Source organism: Mycobacterium sp. 1081908.1 (assembly GCF_001673535.1).
In the GTDB taxonomy this organism is placed as follows: domain Bacteria; phylum Actinomycetota; class Actinomycetes; order Mycobacteriales; family Mycobacteriaceae; genus Mycobacterium.
The window spans coordinates 23,627-48,044 of sequence record NZ_LZLY01000102.1 but is presented as its reverse complement, the minus strand read 5'-3'; the positions used below and the strand labels follow the sequence as shown (position 1 = coordinate 48,044).

Genomic DNA, 24,418 nt, shown 5'->3' with positions numbered 1-24,418 from the left:
GACTCGCAGCACCGCCGTGGTCGACCTGGACGGCGACGCGCGTCACCCGCGGGAGCTTCTCGGCAACAAGGGCCACGGCATCGACGCGATGCGCCGGGAAAATCTGCCGGTGCCGCCGGCGTTCTGCCTCACGACCGAGGTGGGCCTCGGCTGCCTCGCGGATCCCGCGGCGACCATGGACGCGATCTGGGACGACGTGCTCGACCGGATGCGCCGGCTGGAAGCGGAAACCTCGCGCACCTTCGGGCGGGGCCCGCGGCCGCTCTTGGTCAGCGTGCGCTCGGGCGCCACGCACTCCATGCCCGGGATGATGGACACCATCCTGGACGTGGGGATGACCGACGCCGTCGAACGGGCGCTCGCGGCCGAAGGCGGCCCGCAATTCGCCCGCGACACCCGGCAGCGGTTCACCCGCATGTATCGGCGCGTGGTGGGTGAGCCGGAACCGACAGACCCCTACGCGCAGCTGCGCGCCGGGATCGAGGCGGTATTCGCCTCCTGGGATTCGCCCCGCGCGGTCGCCTACCGCGCCCACTACGGTCTGGACAATCGCGGCGGCACCGCCGTCGTCGTGCAGGCGATGGTGTTCGGTAACCGCGGCCCCAATTCCGGTGCCGGAGCCTTCTTTTCGCGCAACCCGATCACCGGCGCCGACGAACCGTTCGGCGAGTGGCTGCCCGGCGGCCAGGGCGACGACGTGGTGTCGGGACTGGTTGACGTGGGTCCGATCACGGCCCTGCGCGATGAGCAACCGGCCGTCTACGACCAGCTGGCGGACGCCGCCCGCCGCCTGGAGCGGCTCGCGTCCGACATCCAGGAGATCGAGTTCACCGTCGACGACGGCAAGCTGTGGCTGCTGCAGACCCGGGCGGCCGAGCGCTCGGCGCAGGCGGCGGTGCGACTGGCCCTCCAGCTGCGCCACGAGGGGCTCATCGACGACGCCGAGGCGCTTCGCCGGGTGACGCCGGCGCACGTCGAGACCCTGCTGCTGCCCGCTTTGCAACCCGAAACGCGCTTAGCCGCACCGCTTTTGGCGACGGGCCTGCCGGCGTGCCCGGGCGTGGCCTCGGGCAAGGCGTACACCGACGTCGACGAGGCGCTGGACGCCGCCGAGCGCGGCGAACGGGTCATCCTGGTGCGCGATCACACCAGGCCCGAAGACGTCCACGGCATGCTGGCCGCCCAGGGAATCGTCACCGAGGTCGGCGGCGCCGCCAGCCACGCCGCGGTGGTCAGCCGCGAGCTCGGCCGGGTGGCCGTGGTGGGTTGCGGCCGTGGCGCCGCGGCGTCCCTGGCCGGCAGGCAGATCACCGTCGACGGCTCCGAAGGTGAAGTGCGCGAGGGTGACCTGAGCCTGTCGGCGTGGTCGGAGGACGACACGCCGGAACTGCGCGAGCTGGCCGACATCGCGCGCAGCGTCAGCCCACTGCGTGCGCACGCCGCCGGCGACCACCCCAGGCTCGATGACGCCTCCGAGGCCGCGGTGCGCGCGGCCATCGACGAAGGGCATACCGACGTGGTTTCCACCACCCCGCTGCTCGTCATGCTGCTCGCGCTGCGGCTGACCGCGGGGGTCGCCCCATGACCGAATTGGCGGTGCTGCAAGCGGTCCGGCTGAAGGGCCGGGTGAGTCCCGCCGACCTGGCCGCGACGCTGGGCCAAGACCCAACCGCCATCGTGGAGCGGCTGACCGAGTCGGGGCTGCTGATCGACGGCGCGGCGCTGCGGCTCACCCCCGCCGGCCGAGCCCGGTTGCAGGAGTTGCTCGACGAGGAACGCGCGGGCGCCGACCCGGCCGCGATCGCCGCCGCGTACGACGAATTCCGGCCAGTGAACACCGATTTCAAGGCCGTGGTCACCGACTGGCAGCTCAAGGGCGGCACCGAGGGCGCGCCCAACGCCCACGACGACGCCGAATACGACGCCGCGGTGCTTGCCCGCCTCGACGCCGTGCACGCGCGGGTGCTGCCGATCATCGGCGCGGCCGCGGCCCAGTTGCCGCGGCTGCACGCGTACTCGACGAAACTGCGCGCGGCACTCGACAGGGTCAAGGCCGGCGATACGACCTGGCTGGCCCGACCGCTCATCGACTCCTATCACACCGTGTGGTTCGAGCTGCACGAAGAACTGATCGGCGCCATGGGCATGACCCGCGAGGAGGCGGCGAGATCCGGTGACGCGCAATAGCTCTCACAATGCGGCATCGAGCAGCCGGACGTACCCGTCGATGTCCGGGATGGCGGACTCGGCGGCGTGCACGCTGATCGCCACGGTGTCGCCGATGCCGTGCACGCCGTGAGTCAGCCCCATCGCCGGCGACAACGCCGGGTATCCGGCCGTCAGCACCACCCGGGCACCGCCGAAGCTGAGGTCGGCGGCGCCGCGGTTGACGCTGGACACCACGGTGTTGCCGGCCACCTGGGTCGGGCGGGCGTCGGCGTCGAACTGTTCGATGCCCCAACGCAATAGCGCCGCGGGTACCGCGGCGAACGCCCGGTCGGACGCGCGGGTGGCCGGATGCTCGAAGCGGCGCCGGCCGTTGTCCAGGTCGGCGGCGATTCGCTCGACCCGGGCATCGAGGCCCAGCGTCGGGTAGAGCCCGACGACGACGTTCCCGAAATGGTTATGCGCGTGCGGCGCACCGGGTTTGGCCATCGGCACTTCGGCACCCAACGAGTCGCTGCCCTCGCCGAGCAGCTCGGACAGCGCGGTGGACACCGCGGCCAGCGCCCCGACCGTGACCGTCGGCCCGCGCAGTTGCGGGCGGCGCCGCACCAGGGTGCGCACCGAGCGGGCGGCGCCCGGGCGCGCGTTGGTCGCCTGCAGCGGGCGTGGCCCGAGCGTCGGCGCCAGCAACCCGACGCGGGTGTCGTGAACCAGCCGGCGATGGGCGCGCGCCGCGTCGAAAGCCCGCCAGGGCAAGAAGCCCGCCGACGGCCACACCGCCTCGGGCACCGGCGCGTCCCGGCCGAAGAGCCACGCCGCCATCGCCGCGGCGCGCGCGCCGTCGGCCAGCGCGTGCGCTATTTGCAGCACCGCGACGGTGCCCGGCCGTGGCACCCCCGGAATGCCCTCAACCGCGGTGAACAGGTGCAGCCGCCACGGCATCCGGCGCGCGTCGAGCTGTTCGGCGGCGAGGCCGACGACGGCCGCCAGGCAATCGCTCCAGCCCCCGGCGGCCGGGTCGTGTCGGACCACCCACTGCGGCCCGACCGCCGCGGGCACCCACTGCGGATAGGCCAGCCGGCCCCGCTCTCGGACCCGAACCGTCAGGCCGGGGCACTCGCGCGCCCGCCGGTACACCCGCTCGACCGCGCGCCCGAGGTCCGCGGGTTCGCCGTCGAACGCGTACAGCAGGAACTCGTCGTTGGGAATCTTGGCCGACATCCAGTAGAACTGCGCATCGACGGCCGCCATCCGCCGCGCCATGGCCTCAGCCGGGCGAGCCGATGAACGTGAGCACCAGGTTGGCGACCTTGTCCGGCTGTTCGAGCTGCAGGAAGTGCCCCGCGTGGTCGACGATCGCCGCCTCGCTGCCCGCGGGCAGCGCCTTTTCCGTCCACCGGGTGAAAGCCGATGTCATGCAACCGTCGTCGCGACCGTGCAGGTACAAACACGGCAGCAGCGGCGCCTCGGTCCACAGCCGGTTCAATTCGGCATACCGCTCCGGCGGCCGCGGCGCGCGGATGGTGGCGCGGTACGGTCCCAGCGCCGCCCGCCAGCTCTCCGGTGTGCCGATCGCGGCGTCGACATGCCGCAGGTCCTCGTCGGCGTGATAGCCCGGCGACCACCGCCGCCACAGCAGCGGCAGCACCCAGGACGCGGAACGCTCAGGCAGCCAAGGCAATTGGAAGTAGAGGATGTACCAGCTGCGCAGCAGCTGCGGCGGTAGGTGGCCGATCAGCCGCGCCCGCTCGGCCACGCCGCCCCGGCGACGGAAGCCCGCCGAGACCGGCACCGACATGATCACCGCCTTGGCGAACGGGCTGTCGGGCATCGCGGCGAGGCCGGTCGCGGCGATGGCACCCCAGTCGTGCCCGATCACGACGTCACGCTCGGTGCCGCCCGCGGCCGAGCGCACCCGCAGGGCGTCGTCCATCAGCGCGCCGACGTGAAAAACGCCGTCGGTCGGGATGGACGACGGCGCGTACCCGCGCATGAACGGGGCGACGACCCGCCATCCCGACTCGCCGAGTCGCGGCGCGAGCTTGCGCCACCCGTAGGCGGTGTCGGGGAAGCCGTGCAGGCACAACGCGATCGGGGCGTCCGGTGGCCCCCAGGTGAGCGCCTTGAGGTCGCCGCAAGGTCCGGGCACGTCGATCCAGCCCGGTTCACCCACCGCAGGCTCGCTCGGTCTCGTCAGCCATTTTCACTCCCGTTCGGCGCGTCCGCACCGACCAACCTAACGCCTGCGCGCCCGGGATGCACCGACCCTCGCCGAAAATCGCCAGATCCGCACCGCGGCAATGCCTTTCGATCCGGCTGTGGGCGGGGTTCGATCGGCTTACCGGGTGAGCTCCCCCGCCACCGCCCGCTCCAGGTCGGCTACGACGATCTTGCGCATGCCGTACATCGCCTGGGTGGCCGCCGCGGCGCGCTCTCGGTCCGGGTCGCCGATCAGTTCGTAGAGCCGGTCGGGGATGATCTGCCAGCTCAGGCCGAACCGGTCCTTGCACCAGCCGCACTGAGATTCCTCGCCGCCGTCGGTCAACCGCTCCCAGTAGTAGTCGACCTCGTCCTGGTCCTTGCAGTGGACCGTGAAGGACACCGCCTCGCTGAACGAGAAGTGGGGCCCGCCGTTGATGCCGATGAACCGGGCGCCGTCCAGCACGAAACTGCCCGAAAGGACGGTTCCGGGCTCCCCGGGACCGGCCTCCGTGGTCCGGTTGAAGCCTTCGATTCGTGAGTTGGGGAACACCGAGGTGTAAAACTGCGCCGCCTCTTCCAGGTTGTTGTCGAACCACAGCGAGGGCGTAATCGATGGCATGGCAATCTCCTTGCATTCGTCGTAGGTGCGTCCCCTTGATAGACCGCGGCGGCGACGGGAACTCATCGGGGGCCAACGCCACGGTTAATAGATTGCCTAGGTAACGTCGAGGGGCGATCTATCGAGAGGACGCCCATGAGCGCCGTGAGCAGCAGTTTTCAGACGGTCGAGTTTTCCGGCCATCAGGGGATCACCCTGGTCGCCGACGAATGGAACCGCGGCTCGACGGCGGCGGCCGACCGGCCCACGATCCTGATGCTGCACGGCGGCGGCCAGAACCGGTTTTCCTGGAAAAACACCGGCCAGATCCTGGCCGACGACGGGTTTCACGTCGTGGCGCTGGACTCCCGGGGCCACGGCGACAGTGACCGCGCACCGGACGCCGACTACGACGTCGAGACGCTGACCACCGACGTGATGCACGTGCTGGACGCCATCGGCCGGCCCGTCGTGATCATCGGGGCGAGCATGGGCGGGCTGACCGGCATCCTGGCCGCCGACCGGGCCGGCCCCGACCGGGTGATCAAGCTGGTGCTCGTCGACGTGGTGCCCCGATTCGAGAAGGGCGGCAGCGCCCGCATCCGCGACTTCATGTTCAGCGGCCTGGACGGGTTCGAGTCGCTGGAGCAGGCCGCCGACGCCGTCGCCGCCTACCTGCCCTACCGGGAGAAGCCGCGCAGCCCCGAGGGACTGAAGAAGAACCTGCGCCTGCGCGACGGGCGCTGGTACTGGCACTGGGACCCGGCGTTCATGACCAAGCCCGGGGACGACCCCGAACTGCGCACCGAAAAATTCGAGCATGCCGCGACCAACCTGTCGATCCCCGTCCTGTTGATCCGCGGCAAGCTGTCCGACGTCGTCAGCCCCGAGGGCGTCCAGCACTTCCTCACCCAGGTGCCCCGCGCCGAATTCGTCGAACTGTCGAACGCGGGACACACCGCGGCCGGCGACGACAACGACGCCTTCAGCGACGCCGTCGTCGCCTTCGTCGAGCGCTAGTTGGCCGGTTTTTCGGCGTGCCCGCCGAACTGCTTGCGCATCGCCGATAGCGCCTTGTTGGCGAAGTCGTCGAGCTGGCGGCTGGCGAAGCGGGACTGCAGCGCGGTCGTCAGCACCGGCGAGGGGACGCCCTCGTCGATCGCCGCGATGGCGGTCCACCGGCCCTCCCCGGAGTCCGAGACCCGCCCGGAGAACTCCTTCAGCTCGGGCGATTCGTGCAGCGCGATCGCGGTCAGGTCCAGCAGCCACGAGCCGATGACGCTGCCGCGACGCCACACCTCGGCGACGTCGGGGATGTCGAAGTCGTATTGGTAGAACTCGGGATTGGACAGCGGCGCGGTTTCGGCGTCCCCCTCGAGGATCTGCTTGCCGACGTCGGCGTTGCGCAGGATGTTCAGCCCCTCGGCGAGCGAGGCCATCATCCCGTACTCGATGCCGTTGTGCACCATCTTGACGAAGTGCCCCGCCCCGGACGGGCCGCAGTGCAGGTAGCCCTTCTCCGCCTGGGCGATCGCGCCGTCGCGGCCGGGTGTGCGCGGCGCCGCGTTTGCGCCGGGTGCGACGGTGGCAAAGATCGGCTCGGCAAGCTCGAACGCGTCGTCGTCGCCACCGATCATCAGGCAGTAGCCGCGCTCGCGGCCCCACACCCCGCCGCTGGTGCCGCAGTCGAGCAAGCGAATGCCCTTCTCGCCCAACGTCTTCGCGTGGCGGATGTCGTCGCGGTAGTACGAGTTGCCGCCGTCGATCACGATGTCCCCGGAGTCCAGCGTCTTCGCCAGTTCGTCGATCACCCCGGTGGTGATGGTCCCGGCCGGCACCATCACCCAGACCACCCGGGGGGCGCTGAGTTTTTCGGCCAGCTCCGCCAGCGAGGACACCCCGGTGGTGTTGTCCTCGCCGGCCATCGCCTGCACGGCGTCGGGGCTGTGGTCGTACACCACGCACTCGTGGCCGCCCTTGGCCACACGCCGAACGATGTTCGCGCCCATGCGCCCCAGGCCGATCATCCCTAGCTGCATTTGTCCCGTCTCCTTAGTTTGTCGCCTGCGTGCGGTGGGGTAGCCACGGTTCCTGCCAGCTGTGGTGACCGTGCAGCAGCGAATGCGCGGCGTCGGGTCCCCAGGAGCCGGGCTCGTAGTGGTGGATGCGGCCCGGCTTGTCCAGCACCGGCTGCACGATGCGCCACGTCTCCTCGATGGCGTCCTCGCGGGCGAAGAGCTGGCGATCGCCGGTGAACGCGGCGTAGAGCAGCCGTTCGTAGGGCCGCACCGCCTCGCCGAGATCCTCGGCGAACGACGAGTCGAGGTGAACGTCGTGCCAGGAGTTTCCGGCCTGGGCGGACAGCTGCAGGCGCATTCCGGGGTCGGGGTCGATGCGCAACACGATCTGGTTGGGCTCGGGGGGCCGGCGGTTGGGCAGGAAGGAAAACCCGGGGACGTGGTGCAGGAACATCCGCACCTCGGTGACCCTCTCCGGCAGCGCCTTGCCGGCGCGCAGGAAGATCGGCACCCCGGCCCAGCGCCAGTTGTCGATCTCGGTCCGCAGCGCGATGTAGGTCTCGGTCTGCGAATCCTTGGCCACCCCGGCGACGTCGGTGTAGCCGCGATACTGGCCGCGCACGCAGCGCTCCGGATCCAGCGCCGGCATCGCGCGGAAGACTTCGGCCTTCTTGTCGTTCAGGTCGTCATCGCTGGGGCCGACCGGCGGCTCCATCGCGACGAGTGCGAGCACCTGCAGCAGGTGGTTCTGCACGACGTCGCGCAAGGTGCCGACGGCGTCGTAGAACTTGCCGCGGTCCTCGATTCCGAAGTCCTCGGCCATGGTGATGTGGATTTCGGAAATGCTGTCGCGGTCCCACACCTTGGCCAGGCCGTTGTTCGCGAAGCGCAGGTACTGCAGTTCCTCGACGGGTTGTTTTCCCAAAAAGTGGTCCACACGCAGGATTTGGTCCTCGTCCAACACCGCGCGCAGCCGGGCGTTCAGGTCACGCGCGGACGCCAGGTCGTGGCCGAACGGCTTTTCCACCGCGACGCGCGCGCCCTCCAGCAGTTCCACCTTCGCGAGGTTCTCGACGATCGGCGCGAACAACGACGGCGGCATCTCCAGGTAGTACAGCGTGCGGCAGCCCTTGCCGATCCGCTTGGCGAGTTGCTGGTAGAGGCCGGGGTCGGTGACGTCGCCGTGCAGATACGACAGCCGGGCCGCGAACCGGTCGAACACCGCATCGTCGAGTTTCTCGCCGGATTCGCCGATCGCCTGCCGCGCCCGCTCGACCAGCTTCTCCACGGGCATGTCGTCACTGGCCACGCCGATGATCGGGCACTTCAGCAGGCCGCGCGACTCGAGCCGGTACAGCGCGCGATAGGTCATCTTGCGGGCCAGATCACCGGTAATGCCGAAGATCACCAAAAGATTCGACGAGCCAGTCTCACCGTCGGCCAAGACGCGCACCTCCCTTGAGATTCGCTACCCGCGGCGGCCCGTGCTCAACCCTAAAGCGTGTCGATAGGCCCGACAAGCCGAAGCCGCCAGGGCCTTTGGCAAGATGCCAACCGTGGGTGACATGCTGCATCTCGCGGTCTACGTCCTCGCCGGGGTGGCCGCGATCGAAGCCGGCGCCATTGCCGTGCTCTCAGTGCTGCTGGTGCGCGGCCGCCGCGAGATCGACGAGTTGCGGCAACGCACCGACGCCCGCAATCAGCTGTTGTCGGGCGGTCGCGAGGCGGTCAAACGGGTGTGGAACGCCGCCAACGTGATGCGCAAGGAGGGCTTCGGCGCCGCCGTGCGCAGCTCGATCGAGGACCTCGCCGACTGGGCCGAGGTGGAGCGGCCCGACCTGGCCCGGGTCACCCCCGACGGCCGGGTGGTGATCCTGTTCTCCGACATCGAGGAGTCCACCGCCCTCAACGAGCGCATCGGCGACCGCGCCTGGGTCAGGCTGATCAGCTCGCACGACAAGCTCGTTTCGGGGCTGGTGCGGCAGCGCTCCGGCCACGTGGTCAAGAGCCAGGGCGACGGCTACATGATCGCCTTCTCGCGCGCCGAGGAGGCGGTGCGCTGCGGCATGGACGTCCAGCACGCGCTGCACCAAAACGCAAAACGCAAGCGGCAGCCCGACATTCGGGTCCGGATCGGCATTCACATGGGCCGCTCGGTGCGCCGCGGCGACGACCTGTTCGGGCGCAACGTCGCGATGGCGGCCCGGGTCGCCGCGCAGGCCGTCGGCGGCCAGATCCTGGTCAGCGAACCGGTGCGAGACGCCCTGCGCGACTGTGACGGCATCCGGTTCGACAAGGGGCGCGAGGTCGAATTGAAGGGCTTTTCGGGCAGCTACCGCTTGTTCTCCGTCGAACCCGACGCCGAGCCCGACTTGGACTGAAAGCTCGCCGCATCGGATTCGGCCAAGCGCTCGTGCAGCCGCGCACGGATCTCGTCGGGCGTGTAGGCCCGCCGCTTGCGTTGGTCGCGGGCTACCAGCACTCCCCCGGCGACGACGCCGGCGACACCGGCGAGCCCGATCCACTTCCAAACCCTGCGCATAACTGACAGGCTATTACCACGCCCGGTCGCCCGCGAACTCCTCCCGGGCTCATAATGGCTGCGATGGCGAAACCCGAAGCGACGAGCGGACTTACATGCTGACCCTGGACCAGGCGCTGGACGAGACCCGGACCGGCGACCTCTGGCTGTTCCGCGGCCGATCAGGACCTGACCGGGCGATTCAGACGTTGACGAACGCTCCGGTGAACCACGTCGGCATGACGGTGGCCGTCGACGACCTTCCCCCGTTGATCTGGCATGCCGAGCTGGGCGACAAACTGGTCGACGTCTGGACCGGCACCAACCACCGTGGCGTACAGCTCAACGATCTGCGTCAGGCCGTCCTGCAGTGGACCGATCGCTACCAACAGCGGTGCTGGCTACGCCAGTTGACGCCCTACGCCACCCGCGAACAGGAGAACAGGCTGCTGCGGACGATCGCGCGGATGGACGGCACCGCGTTTCCCACCACCGCCCGGCTGACCGGCCGGTGGTTCCGCGGCCGGATCCCGACCATCAACGACTGGGTGCGTGGAATCCCGTTGGTGGACAGGAAGGTTCGCGAACAGACACGGCGCCGCAGGCAGGAGCGCAAGATGAGCCTGGAGACGGCGTACTGCGCGGAGACGGTGGCGATCACCTACGAGGAGATGGGACTGCTCGTCACCGACAAGGACGCGAATTGGTTTGACCCGGGCTCGTTCTGGAGCGGCGACACACTTCCGCTCGCCCCGGGGTATCAGCTGGGCAGCGAAATCGCGGTCGCCGTCGGCTAATCGACCGTCATTTCGCCCAGCTCGGACCACCCCGTCGCATCGATCGTCTGGCTGATGATCTTGGGCGTGGACGTCAGCGCCTGCGGGAGCTCGTGCATCGCCCGCTTGAAGTGATCGCTGTTGACGTGGACGTCTCCGGCGTCACCGTCGCGGAACGCCTCCACGAGGACGTACTCCGCCGGGTTGCCCAGGCTGCGCGACCACTCGAACCACAGGTTGCCCGCCTCGGCGCGGGTGGCAGCGGTGAACGGGGCGACCAGCTCCGGCCAGCGGTCGGTCCACTCGGGCTTGGTCTCGAACTTGACGACGATGAAGATCATGAACCGATCATCGCCGCTGCACGGCCGCCCGTGCACCTCCCCCGTGTGGCACCGGGGCACTAGTGGGTCTCCAGCAAAATTCGCCTGGGCGTCCACTTTGACGCCCAGGCGAATTTCTGATATTGGATTTCCGCCGGCCATATGCGCGCAATCACGTGACGCGCGTCACAACCGTGCGATTATCCCGATCGGTTCACATTCGCGGGGAATGCACTCCTATTCGAATAATGAGACCGGCGCGAATCCAATTCTTTATGGATTGGGAATTGCGGGGTCCGCGGGCGGCGGCGCGTCGGGGGCCGGCGGCGCGGGCGCCGCGGCGTCGACCAGAACCGCCGGCGGAGCCGGTGCCTCCGGCGGCGGCGGCGGAGCGTCCGGCGGAGGCGGCGGCGCGTCGGGCGGCGGCGGCAGCGCGAAGTCGCCGTCCGGCATCGGCAGGAACATGTGGTGCGTGAATCCGGCCTGGTAGGCCCCCGCGCCACCGATGTGCACGCCGCCGCGTTCGCCGCTGGATACCGGCGTGCCGTCCGGCAGGGTCACCGCGGTGTGACCGCCGTTCCAGCCGATCACCAACGCGTTGGGGGCGGTTCCGTACTGGAAGCCGCGTTGCAGCAATGCGGCCTCTTCGTTGCCGGTGTTGAACCGGCTGCCGAAGACCGGCCGGTCGGTGGCCGCGTTGGCGACCCAGGAAGCGAGCCCAGAGCAATCGGTCCCGGCGGGAGAATCTCCACCCGGAATATAGGGCGTCCCGGAGACCTGATTGATGAGCGACATCAACGTTGCTAAAACGACCATGGGCAGGCACGCTAGCAATTGCATTACCGCGAACCAAAATTTGTGGCCATCGTCATGCGTAAATAACGCAATGGCGTGCGCCACATCGAGATAGCGGGTCGATTACATGCCAGCAAATTTCTGGACGAGAAAATCCTTCGACCCGCGGGCTCAGCGGGGCCGCAGGACCACGACCGGAATCTCGCGGTCGGTCCAACTTTGATAGGTGTCGAAGTCCGCGTAGAGCTCGACCAGGCGCGGCCACAGGCGGCGTCGCTGCTCCGCGTCGGCGGTCACCGCGCGCACCGATCGCCGCTCGCCCCCGATTTGAACGGTCGTATCGGGGTCGGCGACCAGATTGCGGTACCACTGCGGATGATGCGGCAGCCCCCCTTGGGAGGCGACCACGACCACGTCCTGTCCATCGCGTAGGTAGAGGAGCGGCACCGTGAACAGCTTGCCCGATTTGCGGCCCCGGTGTTCGAGCAGCAGGGTCGGCACCGGCTTGCGGAAGCCGGCGCCGATCCGCCACTTGCCCCCGATGCGCCCGTTCGTCTTGCGGTACACCCACACCTGCGCCCTGCTCATGTGGCGGAAGATGATGGGCAGCAGCGGCGAATCCAGCTGCTCGGGCCGCTTGGGTGCGGTCATTGCAGCGCCACGCCGAGTTCTTGGCCGAACACTTTGATCATGTGCTGGACGCCAATCTCGTTGCGGCCGATGATCATGTGGTCGTGCTGCCCGCGCCTGACGCCTTCGCCGCACTGGGGCAGCATCGCGAAGTCCTCGTCGCGAACCGCCGCGTGCACCCCTTCGTAGACCGCGTCGTAGCCGGCCCTCATGGCGTCGTCGGTTGCCGGTATTCGGGCCATCCAGCTGTGCCGGACCGTGCAGCGCGTCGGCTCACCATCGGGCAGTATGTCGATAATCTCCACGCCCACAGGGCTGTTCGCGAGAATGAGGTTCGGATACACCCAGTAGATCACCCCCATATTCATCAGCGGTTCCGTCGACGCGGTGGGGTCGGCGTCGACATTGGTGATCCAGTTGAACGGAAAGCCGATCCGGTGGTGCTTGCCGAACTCGTCGTAGACCATGGTGTTGGCCAGCGTGTTCTGTCCGATGAGGCTCTGGCCGTGGACGTAGGGAAAGTGGTATCCCTCGGCGAACGCTTCCAGCGCGCCCTTCCACGACACCCCGGATGTGAACTCGCGCTGCGTGTGGTACCCGTACGCCCGGTAGTTCCACAGCGCCAGCTCGGCGTCGAGGGCGCCGAGGTGCGCGTCGAGGTCGATGGTCGCGTCGGCGGCCAGCACCGCCCAGATGAAGCCGTGGCGCTCCTCGGACGGCAGTTCCACCAACCCGTATTCCTTGGGATCCATGGAATCGAAGGCGGCCTTGCCCGGAACCATGAACAACTCACCGGTGTTGCGGTATGTCCAGGCGTGATAGGGACACACGAATCGCGAGGCGTTGCCGGACCCGCACGCCGGCATGGCCCCGCGGTGGCGACAGTAGTTGAGCAGGACATGGCTGGCGCCGGAGCGGTCCCGGGTCACCAGCAGCGAATCGCCCAGCACCGAGCGGACCACGTAGTCGTTCTTCTCCGGCACCTGCGCCGACGGGACGATGGCCAACGGCACCCTGCGCAGGATCTGCGACTCCTCGATCTCGGTGATCTTCGGATCGCGGTAGTAGTGCAGCGGCACCCTCAGTTCGCGATCGGCCAGATCCGTCGTGCCGTCCAGGGCGTGCCGCAACCCCCGCCGGGTCAGGTTCACGTCGGTGCCACTCACAGGAGCCATCTGACCATACAATCACGACGGGTTGTATTGTCAAGCCCCGACGCCCCGTTGTGCGACGATCACGCAATGCGACGGCACGGCTGGTCCGGGGACATCCCGGCGGACGACGAGGAAGCGGTCGCTCGCATCATCGACACGGCGCGAACCGCCATCGACGAACGCGGCACCGTGAGCGTGTCCGAGGTCGCCCAAACCCTGGGCGTGACGCGTCAAACCGTCTATCGCTACTTCCCCACCCATGAGGCGCTCCTGGGTGCCACGGCGCTCTCGTCCGTCGATGCCTTCCTGAATCGGCTGGCCACCCATTTGGGGTCGATCACCGACCCCACCGAGGCGGTCGTGGAAGGCATCGCCTACACCTACGAGCAGATCGCCCACGACAGGTACCTCAGCCTGGTCATGCAGCCCGGCAAGGCCAGCGCACTGACCGCCGGGGTGACCTCGGACATGGCGATTTCGTTCGGCAGGTCGATCCTGCAGCGGTTCGAAGTTGACTGGGCCGCAGCGGGATTCGCCGAAGGCAAGCTCGACGAACTCGTCGAGGTCATGCTGCGCATGCTGCAGTCGCTCATCGTGGACCCCGGGCGCCCCGCCCGCACCGGAAAGAGGCTGCGGGCCTTCCTGGAGGACTGGATCGCACCGTCGGTGCGTGCGCACGCCGTCAGGCGGCGCTGAGTAGTCGAAATCTATTGCGCGACAGTCACACTCCGAACTTGGCGCGGGCCGCGTCGGTGACGGGCGTGAACAGGTTGACGAGATTGCCGTCGGGATCCCGGAACAGCAGCGCCCGGTTTCCCCATGGCATGGTTGTCGGCTCGGTCACCACCTCGCCAACCCCATCGCGAAGCCGCTGGTATTCCGCGTCCACGTCCTCGACCAGGAATTCCACGATCGCGCTGCGGTTGGCCGCCGGCTCGGCGGATCCGTCCCCGAACAGCGGCACCGTCTTGTCGCTGCCGATGGCCAACGTGCCCACCGAGGTCGGAATCTCGGCGAAAAGCTCGTTCCCCCATACCGCGGCGACCCCGGTGACCATCTCGTAGAAGTTGACGAGCCGATTGACGTCGGCGGTGATGATGCGGGTCGAAACGAACTTCATGGAGCCCTCCCTGTGGCGATCGGTGCGCGGTCTCACGCGTCGACGGCAAGGCTAGGCGGCGGCACCGACAACGAGCGTTAGACCGAGTTCCAAATCCCGTTGTTCCAGAATCCCCAGCTGTTGAGCGTCGGGTTCCACATCAACAGAGCCCCGGGCGCCCACGGCGGCGGGGGCGGCTGCGGCGGCGCCCAGCCCGGCGGGGGTCCCCAGGGGCCCCAACCGGCCGGGCCCGGCCGGCCCTGCCAGTCGTGGCAGTGGTTCCAATCCCAGTCGTAGGCGGTGCCCCAGCCCGGGTCCCATGGATCGCCCGGGCACCAGTGATTGGCGGGCCCAGGGGCCGGGGCGGCCTGGGCCCGCGGAGCGGGGCCGCCCGCCAGGCCGAAGACGAGCAAGGCCAACCCGCCCAGCACGCTCGCGGCCCACCGGGGCCATGGTCTCGCCAGCGCGTCGTCTCGGTCCTCAGCGGCCACGGCTTAGCTTAACGCCGCGGGGGCCAGTGATTGGCGAACCGGCAGCAAACCCGTTATCGGGCCTGTTTTTTCCGCTGACTTGGTCGTATCGTGCTGCCGGAGGGCTACCAAGTTAGGAACGCCGATGAGGAAGCTACCCGCAACGACGGTCGCGCTGGCCGCTATGGCTATTCCGCTCGCGGCACCGGCATCAGCCGAGCCGGTGATGGCCGCCGACGAGGTGGTGAACGGGATGTATACCGCCCACTTCGTCGACGGAAGTCTCCCGGACGTGACATTCAAGGCCACGTCGTGCGGCGTGGGCTGCACCCAAGTTGCTTTTGCCAACGCCTCGGGCCAGGCCCAGTTCTATGCCGATCGCTGGCATCTGGCCCTCCCGCCGAATCCCGCGGCGTGGCGGTGCAATGACGGGACGACGCATCGGGGCTTCGAAGAATGGAGTTGGGACCCCATTGCGGGGACTGGCACGATGGTGGTCGTCCGTACCGAGGCCGCGTGCGGATATGCGGACCACAGCAGCCAACCCCTCGCCCATCGCTTTACCTTGACGAAGACGAGCAGCCAGTCTGGGGAGCCAAGCGTTCTTCCGCCCGCCGTCGCGTAGCGGCATCCGCTACTGCTGCGCTTCCAGCAGATGGGCGTACGGGTCCGCTTCGGCCCCAACGGATTCCGGCATCGGGTAGTACGTCTTGATGAGCAGGTTGCCGTCGTCGTCCCACGCGAACGTCTCGATGCTGTAAGCCATTTGGACGTTCGGCTCGGTACCGAAGTAGTTCTCGCACACCCACGCCATCTCGTTCCCGTTGACCTGCACCGTGATCATCTTGATCTTCAGGATCGACTGGAACATGTCGAAAGCCTCCGACGTGGCGGTGGCGAAACCGTGCTTCTCCTCGGTGCCGACAGGGTCGAACATCCGGACGTCACCGGGGCAGATCGTGCGCCACGAGGCAACCCACTCGTCCTTTTTGCCCTGATTCCACAAGTCAGCGTGTTTGGCGGCGTGCGCCAAACGAGCCTCACGGCTCGGAACCTTGCTCATCTCAGCCCCTACTCTGCTTACACCAACGTGATGGTCACACTACCTGGACACCTGTCCAGTTGACAGGGCCTACTCCTTCGGCCGCTGAGTTCCTCGGCCCAGTGGACGTCGCTCCATCCGGAGCAATGGATAGGGTCTCCCGTCATCGTCGAGGTCACTTCGCCCCACGACGGTGAAACCCCGATTGCGATAAAACGCGACGGCCTCTGCGTTGTCCTCATTGACGTCCACGTACCGGACCGAATCCACGTCGATCACGTGCGACAGAAGCGCACTCCCAACCCCGCTGCCGCGGTGTCCCGCGTCCACAAACAGCATTTCGAGTTTGTCGTGAGCAACGCCTGCGAAGCCGACCACCTCGTCGCCGCGTTCGGCCACAACCAGGCGCACATGTGGCAGATAGTCGGAAGGCAGTCGCCGCTCGATCTCGTCACGATCCGACCGCCGGAGGAACCCATGGGTGGCGTCGACCGCACTCCGCCAGACCTCAACCAGTCGCGGATACTCGTCACTCCCGACTCGGGTGCGCAGACGGAGCGCGGGAGGGCCGCCAGTCACTTGTTTGCACGCGCTAGACGTTGAAGCGGAACTCGACCACGTCGCCGTCGGCCATCACGTAGTCCTTGCCCTCCATGCGGACCTTGCCGGCGGCCTTGGCCGCGGCCATGGACCCCGCGGCGATCAGGTCGTCGTAGGACACGATCTCGGCCTTGATGAAGCCCTTCTCGAAATCGGTGTGAATCACCCCAGCGGCCTTGGGCGCGGTGTCGCCTTGATGAATCACCCACGCCCGCGCCTCTTTTGGCCCCGCCGTCAGGAACGTCTGCAGCTTGAGCGTGTGAAAACCCGCCCGGGCCAACGCGTCGAGCCCGCGCTCGGTCTGCCCGATGGACTCCAGCAGCTCCGCGGCCGACTCGTCATCGAGCTCGACCAGCTCGGATTCGATTGCGGCGTCGAGGAATACGGCGTCGGCCGGCGCGACGAGCTGGCGCAACTGCGCGACCCGCTCGGCGTCGGTCAGCACCGCCTCGTCGGCGTTGAAGACGTACAAGAACGGCTTGATGGTCAGCAGGTTCAGCTCGCGCAACAGCGACACGTCGTTGCCCGCGGCGAACAGCGTCTTGCCCCCGTCCAGCACCGCCTGGGCGGCGACGGCGGCGTCGTGGACGGGCTTGCGCTCCTTGCTGGTGCGCGCTTCCTTTTCCAGCCGCGGTAGCGCGCGCTCGAGCGTCTGCAGGTCGGCCAGGATCAGCTCGGTCTCGACGACCTCGATGTCGGACTTGGGGTCCACCTCGCCCGCGACGTGGGTCACGTCGTCGTCGGAAAACACCCGCACCACCTGACAGATGGCGTCGCATTCGCGGATGTGGGCCAGGAACTTGTTGCCCAGCCCGGCCCCCTCCGAGGCACCCTTGACCAGTCCCGCGATGTCGACGAATGTGACCGGCGCCGCAACGATGCGCTCGGAGGAGAAGAGCTCCGCCAGCTTGGCCAGCCGCGGATCCGGCAGCGAAACCACGCCCTCGTTCGGTTCGATCGTCGCGAACGGATAATTCGCCGCCACCACGTTGTTGCGGGTCAGCGCGTTGAACAGCGTCGACTTGCCGACATTGGGCAGGCCGACGATTCCAAGGCTGAGGCTCACGGGGAACCAAGTCTAAGGGGCCGACCGCGGCGGTTCGTTCGTGCGTGCGGCTTTGATTTGGCGGGGGCACGCCAACCGTCGCTAACAAGGTCTTTACGAGCGTTTCGGCTCATTCCCGGTACGGTCTACATGTGTCAGCACAGCGGGGAAGATCGGCGGTGGAGGCCAACCACCGCTCGATCCACCCCAGGATCCCAGGTGTGCCGTGGTGGGCGGCGCTGCTCATCGCTGTGTCCGCGACCGCCATCGGTTACGCGGTCGACACCGCCATGGGCCACAAGGACCTGACGCACGTCTTCGCCGCCTTCTATATAGCCGGTTGCGTGGCGGCCGTGCTGGCGGTGCGGCAGGAGGGCGTGTTCACCGCGATCATTCAGCCGCCGCTGATTCTTTTCTGCGCGGTCCCCGGCGCCTACTGGATGTTCCACGGGCGCAAGCTCGGCAACCTCAAGGACCTCCTGATCAACTGCGGCTATCCGCTCATCGAGCGCTTCCCGCTGATGCTGGGCACCGCCGGCGGCGTGCTGTTGATCGGCCTGGTGCGCTGGTATTTCGGGAAGACGGACCCGGCGGTCGCAGCAGGCTCCACGGACGACGCCGCACCGTCAGCGGAATCCCACTCGTTCGTCAGCGCCATTGGCGCGAAACTGAATTCGTTCCTCGGCATGGGTCCTCGGGACGACGATGCGGAGGAAGCACCGGCCGCCGGCTCCAAACGAACCCGGTCCGCCGGCCGGTCCGCCAAAGCCGCCGCGCGGGACGGCCGGGCGACGGCGCGCGGCGGCCGATCCGGCGCGCGTTCCAGCCGAAGCCACTCCCGGAATGGGCGCCCGCCGGTGGAGGACGACCCCCGAGACGACGTGGCCGAGCGGCCGCGGCGCAGACGCCCGCCGCGATCCCTACGACCGGCCGACGCCCCGGAGCAGCCGGTTCGATGGCTACGAGCCGCCCAGCGCGCCCGAGCGCTTCGAGCGGTACGAGTCCTACGAGCCCCGGCGTCGTCGGCCCGCCCCCAGCGGCAACGGCAACTCGACACACCACCCGATTTCCCGGGTGCGCTACCGCGGGGAAGCCCCGTCAAACGAACCGAGGGACCCGCGCGCCGAGCGGCGCGGCTTCCCGACGGAATCCTGGGAGTACGAGGGCTAGCGGCGAGACCGGATTTCCCGGGGCAGCGCGAACACCAGGGTCTCCTGGGCCGTCGTCACCGGCTGCACCACGTCGAAGCCGCAGTCGGCGAGCCGCTCCAGCACGCCGCGCACCAGCACCTCGGGCACGGACGCGCCGGAGGTGACGCCCACCGTCGTGACACCCTCCAGCCACGCCGGGTCGATGTCGTCGGCGCAGTCGACCAGGTGGGCGGCCGCCGTGCCGCCGCCGAGCGCCACCTCGACCAGGCGCACCGAGTTGGACGAGTTGCGCGACCCGACGACGATGACCAGCTCGCACTCGGGCGCCATCGCCTTGACCGCGACCTGGCGGTTCTGGGTCGCGTAGCAGATGTCGTCGCTGGGCGGGTCCTGCAGCTTCGGGAAACGTTGCCGCAGCCGCTCGACGATCTCCATCGTCTCGTCGACCGAGAGCGTGGTCTGGGAGAGCCAGACCACCTTGTCCTCGTCGCGCACCGTCACGTCGTCCACCGCGGCCACGCCGTCGACCAGTTGCACGTGCTCTGGCGCCTCGCCGGCGGTCCCGATGACCTCCTCGTGCCCCTGATGGCCGATGAGCAGGATGTCGTAGTCGTCCCGGGCGAAGCGCCTGGCCTCGTTGTGCACCTTGGTCACCAGCGGGCAGGTGGCATCGATGGTGTGCAGGTTGCGTTCGGCGGCGGCGGCGTAGACGGTCGGCGCGACGCCGTGCGCGGAGAAGACGACGATGGCGCCCTCGGGGACCTCGTCGGTCTCTTGGACGAAGACGGCGCCGGCCTTTTTCAGCGTGTCGACCACGTGCCGGTTGTGCACGATCTCGTGGCGCACGTAGACCGGGGCGCCGTGCTTCTCCAGGGCGCGCTCCACCGTTTCGACGGCGCGGTCCACCCCCGCGCAGTAGCCGCGCGGCTCCGCCAGTAGCACCCTCTTGCGGATGGGGTCGTTGGCGACCGAGCTGGCTGCGCCGGGAATTCCCATGTCGACGGTCGGCGGCATGCCATTCAGGGTACCGGCAGGCGGTCGGCTTGGACTTATCCGCCGGTTGAGGCAGTCTTGGACCCATGGCCACTGCACCGTACGGAGTTCGGCTGATAGTCGGCGCGGCGACAGTCGCTGTCGAGGAGACCATGAAGCTGCCGAAAACCATCCTGATGTACCCCATGACGCTGGCCAGCACGGCGGCGCACATTGTGATGCGGTTTCAGCAGAACCTCGCCGAACTGGTGATCAAAGGCGACAGCACCCTGGAGTCGATCTTTCCGCCCAAGGACGAGAAGCCGGAGTGGGCGACCTTCGACGAGGACCTGCCCGAAGACGACGGGGCCCCGGCGGCGGACGGCGACGACGCCGACCGGCGGGCCGAGGGCCGGTTCGCGCTGTACTCGGTGGCCGACGCGCACGAGGACGCCAGCGCGCTCGTCAAACCCGCGAAGCAATCGAAGAAGCCGGCGGCGAAATCGGCCGTCGCGCAGCCGGCGGTGGCGGCCGAACTCGACTACCCGGCGCTGACGCTGGCCCAGCTGCGCGCCAGGCTGCAGTCGCTGAGCGTCGACGAACTCGAGGCCCTGCTGGCCTACGAACAGGCCACCAAGGCCCGGGCGCCGTTCCAGACGCTCCTCGCCAACAGGATCACCCGCGCGAACGCGAAGTGACCCGAGCGGCTAATCCCGAATCCAACTCCGCGGAGAACCCCTTTCCGGTGCGCGCGGTGGCGGTCCGCGTCGCGGGCTGGATCGACAAGCTGGGCATCGTCTGGGTGGAGGGGCAGCTGGCCCAGATCACGATGCGGCCCGACTCCAAAACGGTGTTCATGGTGCTGCGCGACCCCGCGGCCGACATGTCGCTGACCGTGACGTGTTCGCGCGACCTGGTGGCGAACGCTCCGGTGAAGCTCGCCGAGGGTACCCAGGTGGTGGTCTGCGGCAAGCCGTCGTTCTACACCGGCCGGGGCACATTCTCGTTGCGGCTCAGCGAGATTCGCGCGGTCGGCATCGGCGAGCTGCTGGCGCGCATCGACCGGCTACGCCGGCTGCTCGATGCCGAAGGGCTGTTCGATCCTCGGCTCAAGCGACCAATCCCCTTCCTGCCCAACATGATCGGGCTGATCACCGGCCGCGCGAGCGCCGCCGAGCACGACGTGACGACCGTGGCCGCCGCCCGCTGGCCCGGGGTGCGTTTCGCGGTGCGCAACACCGCCGTGCAGGGGCCCAACGCGGTCGCGCAGATCGTCGAGGCGCTGCGCGAACTCGACCGCGACGCCGACGTCGACGTGATCGTGCTGGCCCGCGGCGGCGGCAGCGTGGAGGACCTGCTGCCGTTCTCCGACGAAACCCTGTGCCGCGCGATCGCGGCCTGCCGCACCCCGGTGATCAGCGCGATCGGGCACGAGCCCGACAACCCGCTGTGCGATTTGGTCGCCGATGTGCGCGCCGCGACCCCCACCGACGCCGCCAAGAAGGTCGTGCCCGACACCGCCGCCGAGCAGCGGCTGATCGATGACCTGCGGAGGCGCAGCGCGCAGGCCCTGCGCAACTGGGTGTCCCGGGAACAACGCGCGCTGACCCAGCTGCGCAGCCGCCCGGTGCTGGCCGAGCCGCTGACGGCCCTGGCGGCCCGCGCCGACGAAATCCACCGCGCCCGCTCGGCGGTGCGCCGCGACATCCGGCGGCTGATCACCGCCGAGGCCGACCGCGTCGGTCACCTGGGCGCGCGGCTGGCCACGCTGGGCCCCGCGGCCACCCTGGCCCGCGGCTACGCCGTCGTGCAGACCCTTCCCGACGCGGGTGCCGCGGCGGTGCTGCGTTCGGTCGGCGACGCGCCGGCGGGCACGCACCTGCGGGTGCGGGTGGCCGACGGCGCCGTGGCGGCGGTGAGCGAGGGGGTGACCGATGGTCGGTAACGACGGCGAATCAATTACTCCCATTAGTCAGCTCGGCTACGAGGCTTGCCGCGACGAGCTGATCGAGGTGGTGCGGCTGCTGGAGCAGGGCGGGCTGGACCTCGACGCGTCGCTGCAGCTGTGGGAACGGGGCGAGCAGCTGGCCAAACGGTGCGAAGAGCACTTAGCTGGCGCCCGCAAGCGGGTCGAGGACGCGCTCGCGGCCGGCGAGCCCGACGAGGGCTGACCGCGCCGCACACTGGAACACGTTCCAATTGTTCTGGACTATGCTTCGCGAACTATGGGTGATCCATCACTGACAACCGAACTCGGGCGCGTCCTGGTCACCGGCGGCTCGGGATTTGTCGGCGCGAACCTGGTGACCAGCCTGCTCGACCGCGGGCACCAGGTGCGGTCCTTCGACCGCGCCCCCTCCCCGCTCCCCGCGCATCCACAGCTGGAGGTGCTGCAGGGCGACATCACCGACACGGGCGTCTGCGCCGCCGCGGTGGACGGCATCGACACGGTGTTCCACACCGCCGCGCTCATCGAGCTGATGGGCGGCGCGTCGGTCACCGACGAATACCGCCAGCGCAGCTTCGCCGTCAACGTCGGCGGCACGGAGAACCTGGTGCACGCCGGGCAGCAGGCCGGCGTGAAGCGGTTCGTCTACACCTCGTCCAACAGCGTGGTGATGGGCGGGCAGAACATCGCCGGTGGTGACGAAACACTGCCGTACACCAACAGGTTCAACGACCTCTACACCGAGACGAAGGTGGTCGCCGAGCGATTCGTCTTGTCGCAGAACGGCGTTGGGGACATGCTGACGTGCGCGATCCGGCCCAGTGGCATCTGGGGCCGCGGCGATCAGACGATGTTCCGCATGCTGTTCGAAAGCGTGATCGCCGGCCACGTCAAGGTGCTGATCGGCCGCAAGTCGGCGCGACTGGATAACTCCTACGTGCACAACCTGATTCACGGCTTCATCCTGGCCGCCCAGCATCTGGTCCCGGGTGGGACGGCGCCCGGTCAGGCGTACTTCATCAACGACGCCGAACCGATCAACATGTTCGAGTTCGCCCGGCCAGTCGTAGAGGCCTGCGGGCAGACCTGGCCGCGAATGCGGGTCAACGGCCCGATGGTCCGCGCGGCGATGAGCGGTTGGCAGCGGCTGCATTTCCGGTTCGGGATACCCGCACCGCTGCTGGAGCCGCTGGCCGTCGAGCGGTTGTACCTGGACAACTATTTCTCGATCGACAAGGCGCGGCGCGACCTCGGGTATGAGCCGCTGTTCACCACCGACAAGGCCATGTCCGAATGCCTGCCGTACTACGTGGACCTGTTCCAGCAGATGAAAAGTCAGGCCGCCGCGGCCAAGACGACAGGCTAGCGGAAGCTCACCATCTCGGTGCCCCACGCGGCCCGGATCGGGGCGTCGAGATCGGCGGCGATCGTGTCGCGCTTGTCGATGACCAGGCAGGCCCGGTCGGCCTCCTGGTAGGGCGTCCACTCCGGCTCGCCGGCCGGGCCCGCGGGTTTGCCGTGGGTGGCGAAGTTGACCCACCTGGTGCGCACCCGTTTCGAGACCGCCTTGGCGGTCCTGGCGCCGCCGAGCTTCAGGGTCGGGTCCTTCGGCGCCCCGAGATTGCCCCATATGTAAGGCAATTCGGTGGCGTGGGCGGCGTTGACCAGCAGCAGCTTCAGCAGCGGGGTCGAGTAGTCGAACCGGTACAGATACACCGGCGCAACGCCGCTGTGCCCCTCGGCCAGCCACACCGACGGCATCCGGAAGCCGACGTCGGTTGCGATGCTCAAAAACCTTGCCTTGCGGCGCAATCCGGAGTACGCCGACACGATCTGCTCCTGGCTTGGCAATTGCAGGTCGGGCTGTTCGGCGGCGATCTGGGTGAACATCGACGTGATCGCGCTCGGGGTGATCGGCATCAGCGGCGAGCGCATCAGGCGGAACAGCGCCGCCTCGTGCTTGTTGGTGCCGATGATCAGCGGCACCGGGTGCGAGCGACCCTCCTGCGCGACCTTGACCGGGTAGTCCTGCAGCAGGTCGCCGTCGACGATCGGTACGAACGCGAGCAAGCCCGGATTGCGCACGGGCACTTCGTCGAACACCTCCTGCGACGCCGCCAGGATCGCCGCGATCGGCGCTTCGGGCAACGCGGCCGGGTCGACGCGCAGCTTGTCGAGGAAGCTCACGGCGACGCGCTCGGCCCGGTCGCGGTCGTATACCGATGTGGCCGGCGAGCTTTGCGCGATGGCGCCGGCGAACAGGCCCTCGGCCGCCGGGGCGGCCAGCAGTGTCGTGACGATCCCGGCGCCCGCGGATTCGCCGAACAGCGTGACCCGTCCGGGGTCACCCCCGAACGCCGCGATGTTGTCGCGCACCCAGCGCAACGCCGCCAGCACGTCGTGCAGCCCGATGTTCGAATCGAAGCGGCGCCCGGCGGTGTTGAAGGACGACAGGTCGAGAAAGCCCAGCGCCCCGAGCCGATAGTTGACCGTCACGACGACAACGTCCCCGCCGGTGACCAACCGGTGGCCCTCGTAGAGCGGCTGGCTGGCCGACCCCAGAACGTAAGCACCGCCGTGCAGCCACACCATCACCGGTTTGACGTCACCGGGCGCGGTGCCCGCCGGCGCGAAGACGTTCAGGCTCAGGCAGTCTTCGCCCTGCGGGGCACCGAGGTCCAGCGGCATGTTGGGAAAGGCGGGTTGCGGGCACGCGGGGCCGTAGGACGTGGCGTCGGCGACCTCCGCCCACCGCTCCGGGGGCTCCGGTCGCCGGAACCGTAAGTCGCCGACGGGCGGCGCGGCGTATCGGACGCCCTTCCAGGTCCTGACGCCGCCGTCGTCAGCGCCCCGCACCGGGCCATGGGTGGTTTCGACCACGCGGTCGTCGGTCGCCATGATCTCGAACTTC

28 protein-coding genes and 1 pseudogene are annotated in these 24,418 nt (G+C 68.6%); 12 read left to right on the top strand and 17 right to left on the bottom strand.

The window, feature by feature from the left end:
- Positions 1-16: 16 nt before the first annotated feature.
- Together A5655_RS16080 and A5655_RS16075 are read left to right on the top strand one after the other, a co-directional pair.
- A complete protein-coding gene (locus A5655_RS16080) occupies positions 17-1,585 on the top strand; it encodes a pyruvate, phosphate dikinase (protein ID WP_067011487.1) in 1,569 nt (522 codons plus the stop codon).
- Positions 1,582-2,187 carry a hypothetical protein gene (locus A5655_RS16075; RefSeq protein WP_067011486.1) on the top strand — a complete coding sequence of 202 codons (606 nt, stop codon included), beginning with the start codon at positions 1,582-1,584 and terminating at the stop codon, positions 2,185-2,187. Before A5655_RS16080 ends, A5655_RS16075 begins: the two co-directional genes overlap by 4 nt.
- A 3-nt stretch (positions 2,188-2,190) precedes the next feature.
- On the opposite strand, the gene A5655_RS16070 is transcribed toward A5655_RS16075, so the two are convergent.
- The 3 genes from A5655_RS16070 to A5655_RS16060 all read right to left on the bottom strand — a co-directional run bounded on the left by A5655_RS16070 (position 2,191) and on the right by A5655_RS16060 (position 4,987).
- Positions 2,191-3,417 (bottom strand): WS/DGAT domain-containing protein, encoded by a 1,227-nt coding sequence (locus A5655_RS16070; protein WP_067011530.1) that lies wholly within the window; start codon positions 3,415-3,417, stop codon positions 2,191-2,193.
- Between the two features lie 16 nt (positions 3,418-3,433).
- On the bottom strand, positions 3,434-4,339 hold the full coding sequence (locus A5655_RS16065; protein ID WP_067011484.1) for an alpha/beta fold hydrolase: 906 nt from the start codon (positions 4,337-4,339) through the stop codon (positions 3,434-3,436).
- 165 nt (positions 4,340-4,504) lie between these two features.
- Positions 4,505-4,987, bottom strand: coding sequence for a VOC family protein (locus A5655_RS16060; protein WP_067011482.1), 483 nt, complete (start codon positions 4,985-4,987; stop codon positions 4,505-4,507).
- Between the two features lie 135 nt (positions 4,988-5,122).
- Here A5655_RS16060 and A5655_RS16055 point away from each other — a divergent pair, with 135 nt between their 5' ends.
- The gene (locus A5655_RS16055) at positions 5,123-5,986 is read left to right on the top strand and encodes an alpha/beta fold hydrolase (RefSeq protein ID WP_067011480.1); all 864 of its coding nucleotides are present in this window, start codon (positions 5,123-5,125) and stop codon (positions 5,984-5,986) included.
- Here the strand turns inward: A5655_RS16055 and gnd are convergent.
- Both gnd and A5655_RS16045 read right to left on the bottom strand, forming a co-directional pair.
- Complete coding sequence (gnd, locus tag A5655_RS16050; protein WP_067011478.1) at positions 5,983-7,005, bottom strand: phosphogluconate dehydrogenase (NAD(+)-dependent, decarboxylating); 1,023 nt, start codon at positions 7,003-7,005, stop codon at positions 5,983-5,985. The two genes, A5655_RS16055 and gnd, sit on opposite strands and share 4 nt — an antisense overlap.
- A 13-nt stretch (positions 7,006-7,018) precedes the next feature.
- Complete coding sequence (locus A5655_RS16045) at positions 7,019-8,428, bottom strand: glucose-6-phosphate dehydrogenase (RefSeq protein ID WP_067011528.1); 1,410 nt, start codon at positions 8,426-8,428, stop codon at positions 7,019-7,021.
- 103 nt (positions 8,429-8,531) lie between these two features.
- Here A5655_RS16045 and A5655_RS16040 point away from each other — a divergent pair, with 103 nt between their 5' ends.
- Entirely contained in the window at positions 8,532-9,365 is an 834-nt protein-coding gene (locus A5655_RS16040; protein WP_067011476.1) for an adenylate/guanylate cyclase domain-containing protein, read from the top strand.
- Here A5655_RS16040 and A5655_RS16035 read toward each other — a convergent pair.
- Positions 9,317-9,526 (bottom strand): hypothetical protein, encoded by a 210-nt coding sequence (locus tag A5655_RS16035; protein WP_067011474.1) that lies wholly within the window; start codon positions 9,524-9,526, stop codon positions 9,317-9,319. The genes A5655_RS16040 and A5655_RS16035 overlap by 49 nt on opposite strands.
- A 95-nt stretch (positions 9,527-9,621) precedes the next feature.
- On the opposite strand from A5655_RS16035, the gene A5655_RS16030 reads away from it, so the two are divergent.
- Positions 9,622-10,302, top strand: a complete 681-nt coding sequence (locus tag A5655_RS16030; protein ID WP_067011472.1) for a guanylate cyclase — start codon at positions 9,622-9,624, stop codon at positions 10,300-10,302.
- On the opposite strand, the gene A5655_RS16025 is transcribed toward A5655_RS16030, so the two are convergent.
- From A5655_RS16025 to A5655_RS16010, 4 genes are all read right to left on the bottom strand, one after another.
- Complete coding sequence (locus A5655_RS16025) at positions 10,299-10,622, bottom strand: putative quinol monooxygenase (protein WP_067011470.1); 324 nt, start codon at positions 10,620-10,622, stop codon at positions 10,299-10,301. The two genes, A5655_RS16030 and A5655_RS16025, sit on opposite strands and share 4 nt — an antisense overlap.
- A gap of 252 nt (positions 10,623-10,874) precedes the next feature.
- Positions 10,875-11,417: a glycoside hydrolase gene (locus A5655_RS16020; RefSeq protein ID WP_067011468.1), complete on the bottom strand. Its 543-nt coding sequence runs from the start codon at positions 11,415-11,417 to the stop codon at positions 10,875-10,877.
- Between the two features lie 150 nt (positions 11,418-11,567).
- Positions 11,568-12,047 carry a nitroreductase family deazaflavin-dependent oxidoreductase gene (locus A5655_RS16015; RefSeq protein WP_067011465.1) on the bottom strand — a complete coding sequence of 160 codons (480 nt, stop codon included), beginning with the start codon at positions 12,045-12,047 and terminating at the stop codon, positions 11,568-11,570.
- The gene (locus A5655_RS16010) at positions 12,044-13,201 is read right to left on the bottom strand and encodes an aromatic ring-hydroxylating dioxygenase subunit alpha (RefSeq protein ID WP_067011463.1); all 1,158 of its coding nucleotides are present in this window, start codon (positions 13,199-13,201) and stop codon (positions 12,044-12,046) included. The genes A5655_RS16015 and A5655_RS16010 overlap by 4 nt, the downstream gene beginning before the upstream one ends.
- A gap of 66 nt (positions 13,202-13,267) precedes the next feature.
- Here A5655_RS16010 and A5655_RS16005 point away from each other — a divergent pair, with 66 nt between their 5' ends.
- The gene (locus tag A5655_RS16005) at positions 13,268-13,876 is read left to right on the top strand and encodes a TetR/AcrR family transcriptional regulator (protein WP_067011461.1); all 609 of its coding nucleotides are present in this window, start codon (positions 13,268-13,270) and stop codon (positions 13,874-13,876) included.
- Positions 13,877-13,901: 25 nt separating this feature from the next.
- Here A5655_RS16005 and A5655_RS16000 read toward each other — a convergent pair whose 3' ends face one another.
- Both A5655_RS16000 and A5655_RS27190 read right to left on the bottom strand, forming a co-directional pair.
- Complete coding sequence (locus A5655_RS16000) at positions 13,902-14,300, bottom strand: VOC family protein (protein WP_067011459.1); 399 nt, start codon at positions 14,298-14,300, stop codon at positions 13,902-13,904.
- Between the two features lie 77 nt (positions 14,301-14,377).
- On the bottom strand, positions 14,378-14,770 hold the full coding sequence (locus A5655_RS27190) for a hypothetical protein (RefSeq protein ID WP_369807222.1): 393 nt from the start codon (positions 14,768-14,770) through the stop codon (positions 14,378-14,380).
- Between the two features lie 124 nt (positions 14,771-14,894).
- On the opposite strand from A5655_RS27190, the gene A5655_RS15995 reads away from it, so the two are divergent.
- Positions 14,895-15,374 carry a hypothetical protein gene (locus A5655_RS15995; protein ID WP_067011458.1) on the top strand — a complete coding sequence of 160 codons (480 nt, stop codon included), beginning with the start codon at positions 14,895-14,897 and terminating at the stop codon, positions 15,372-15,374.
- Positions 15,375-15,383: 9 nt separating this feature from the next.
- On the opposite strand, the gene A5655_RS15990 is transcribed toward A5655_RS15995, so the two are convergent.
- The 3 genes from A5655_RS15990 to ychF all read right to left on the bottom strand — a co-directional run bounded on the left by A5655_RS15990 (position 15,384) and on the right by ychF (position 17,457).
- Positions 15,384-15,812, bottom strand: a complete 429-nt coding sequence (locus A5655_RS15990) for a hypothetical protein (RefSeq protein WP_067011456.1) — start codon at positions 15,810-15,812, stop codon at positions 15,384-15,386.
- A gap of 69 nt (positions 15,813-15,881) precedes the next feature.
- Positions 15,882-16,370, bottom strand: a complete 489-nt coding sequence (locus tag A5655_RS15985; RefSeq protein WP_082978681.1) for an acetyltransferase — start codon at positions 16,368-16,370, stop codon at positions 15,882-15,884.
- A 13-nt stretch (positions 16,371-16,383) separates the two neighbouring features.
- A complete protein-coding gene (ychF, locus tag A5655_RS15980; protein WP_067011455.1) occupies positions 16,384-17,457 on the bottom strand; it encodes a redox-regulated ATPase YchF in 1,074 nt (357 codons plus the stop codon).
- 131 nt (positions 17,458-17,588) lie between these two features.
- On the opposite strand from ychF, the pseudogene A5655_RS28740 reads away from it, so the two are divergent.
- Positions 17,589-18,606 (top strand): annotated as a pseudogene (locus A5655_RS28740) (DUF6542 domain-containing protein).
- Here A5655_RS28740 and A5655_RS15970 read toward each other — a convergent pair.
- Positions 18,603-19,601 carry a 4-hydroxy-3-methylbut-2-enyl diphosphate reductase gene (locus A5655_RS15970; RefSeq protein WP_067011454.1) on the bottom strand — a complete coding sequence of 333 codons (999 nt, stop codon included), beginning with the start codon at positions 19,599-19,601 and terminating at the stop codon, positions 18,603-18,605. The pseudogene A5655_RS28740 and the gene A5655_RS15970 sit on opposite strands and share 4 nt — an antisense overlap.
- A gap of 65 nt (positions 19,602-19,666) precedes the next feature.
- Here A5655_RS15970 and A5655_RS15965 point away from each other — a divergent pair, with 65 nt between their 5' ends.
- From A5655_RS15965 to A5655_RS15950, 4 genes are read left to right on the top strand one after another with little or no spacing between them, the layout of a single operon-like run.
- Complete coding sequence (locus tag A5655_RS15965) at positions 19,667-20,257, top strand: lipid droplet-associated protein (protein WP_067011453.1); 591 nt, start codon at positions 19,667-19,669, stop codon at positions 20,255-20,257.
- A complete protein-coding gene (gene xseA / locus A5655_RS15960; RefSeq protein WP_067011452.1) occupies positions 20,254-21,504 on the top strand; it encodes an exodeoxyribonuclease VII large subunit in 1,251 nt (416 codons plus the stop codon). Before A5655_RS15965 ends, xseA begins: the two co-directional genes overlap by 4 nt.
- Positions 21,494-21,730, top strand: a complete 237-nt coding sequence (locus A5655_RS15955; RefSeq protein WP_067011451.1) for an exodeoxyribonuclease VII small subunit — start codon at positions 21,494-21,496, stop codon at positions 21,728-21,730. The genes xseA and A5655_RS15955 overlap by 11 nt, the downstream gene beginning before the upstream one ends.
- Before the next feature lie 54 nt (positions 21,731-21,784).
- Entirely contained in the window at positions 21,785-22,873 is a 1,089-nt protein-coding gene (locus A5655_RS15950; protein ID WP_067011450.1) for an NAD-dependent epimerase/dehydratase family protein, read from the top strand.
- Here A5655_RS15950 and A5655_RS15945 read toward each other — a convergent pair.
- Entirely contained in the window at positions 22,870-24,405 is a 1,536-nt protein-coding gene (locus tag A5655_RS15945; RefSeq protein ID WP_067011449.1) for a carboxylesterase/lipase family protein, read from the bottom strand. The genes A5655_RS15950 and A5655_RS15945 overlap by 4 nt on opposite strands.
- Positions 24,406-24,418 lie beyond the last annotated feature (13 nt).

Bases quoted from the DNA above. Each gene is read 5' to 3' on its own strand.
- A5655_RS16075 (WP_067011486.1), top strand. From the start codon at position 1,582: ATGACCGAATTGGCGGTGCTGCAAGCGGTCCGGCTGAAGGGCCGGGTG.
- A5655_RS16070 (WP_067011530.1), bottom strand. From the start codon at position 3,417: ATGGCGGCCGTCGATGCGCAGTTCTACTGGATGTCGGCCAAGATTCCC.
- A5655_RS16060 (WP_067011482.1), bottom strand. From the start codon at position 4,987: ATGCCATCGATTACGCCCTCGCTGTGGTTCGACAACAACCTGGAAGAG.
- A5655_RS16055 (WP_067011480.1), top strand. From the start codon at position 5,123: ATGAGCGCCGTGAGCAGCAGTTTTCAGACGGTCGAGTTTTCCGGCCAT.
- gnd (WP_067011478.1), bottom strand. From the start codon at position 7,005: ATGCAGCTAGGGATGATCGGCCTGGGGCGCATGGGCGCGAACATCGTT.
- A5655_RS16040 (WP_067011476.1), top strand. From the start codon at position 8,532: ATGCCAACCGTGGGTGACATGCTGCATCTCGCGGTCTACGTCCTCGCC.
- A5655_RS16035 (WP_067011474.1), bottom strand. From the start codon at position 9,526: ATGCGCAGGGTTTGGAAGTGGATCGGGCTCGCCGGTGTCGCCGGCGTC.
- A5655_RS16030 (WP_067011472.1), top strand. From the start codon at position 9,622: ATGCTGACCCTGGACCAGGCGCTGGACGAGACCCGGACCGGCGACCTC.
- A5655_RS16025 (WP_067011470.1), bottom strand. From the start codon at position 10,622: ATGATCTTCATCGTCGTCAAGTTCGAGACCAAGCCCGAGTGGACCGAC.
- A5655_RS16020 (WP_067011468.1), bottom strand. From the start codon at position 11,417: ATGGTCGTTTTAGCAACGTTGATGTCGCTCATCAATCAGGTCTCCGGG.
- A5655_RS16015 (WP_067011465.1), bottom strand. From the start codon at position 12,047: ATGACCGCACCCAAGCGGCCCGAGCAGCTGGATTCGCCGCTGCTGCCC.
- A5655_RS16010 (WP_067011463.1), bottom strand. From the start codon at position 13,201: ATGGCTCCTGTGAGTGGCACCGACGTGAACCTGACCCGGCGGGGGTTG.
- A5655_RS16005 (WP_067011461.1), top strand. From the start codon at position 13,268: ATGCGACGGCACGGCTGGTCCGGGGACATCCCGGCGGACGACGAGGAA.
- A5655_RS16000 (WP_067011459.1), bottom strand. From the start codon at position 14,300: ATGAAGTTCGTTTCGACCCGCATCATCACCGCCGACGTCAATCGGCTC.
- A5655_RS15995 (WP_067011458.1), top strand. From the start codon at position 14,895: ATGAGGAAGCTACCCGCAACGACGGTCGCGCTGGCCGCTATGGCTATT.
- A5655_RS15990 (WP_067011456.1), bottom strand. From the start codon at position 15,812: ATGAGCAAGGTTCCGAGCCGTGAGGCTCGTTTGGCGCACGCCGCCAAA.
- A5655_RS15970 (WP_067011454.1), bottom strand. From the start codon at position 19,601: ATGCCGCCGACCGTCGACATGGGAATTCCCGGCGCAGCCAGCTCGGTC.
- A5655_RS15965 (WP_067011453.1), top strand. From the start codon at position 19,667: ATGGCCACTGCACCGTACGGAGTTCGGCTGATAGTCGGCGCGGCGACA.
- A5655_RS15955 (WP_067011451.1), top strand. From the start codon at position 21,494: ATGGTCGGTAACGACGGCGAATCAATTACTCCCATTAGTCAGCTCGGC.
- A5655_RS15950 (WP_067011450.1), top strand. From the start codon at position 21,785: ATGGGTGATCCATCACTGACAACCGAACTCGGGCGCGTCCTGGTCACC.
- A5655_RS15945 (WP_067011449.1), bottom strand. From the start codon at position 24,405: ATGGCGACCGACGACCGCGTGGTCGAAACCACCCATGGCCCGGTGCGG.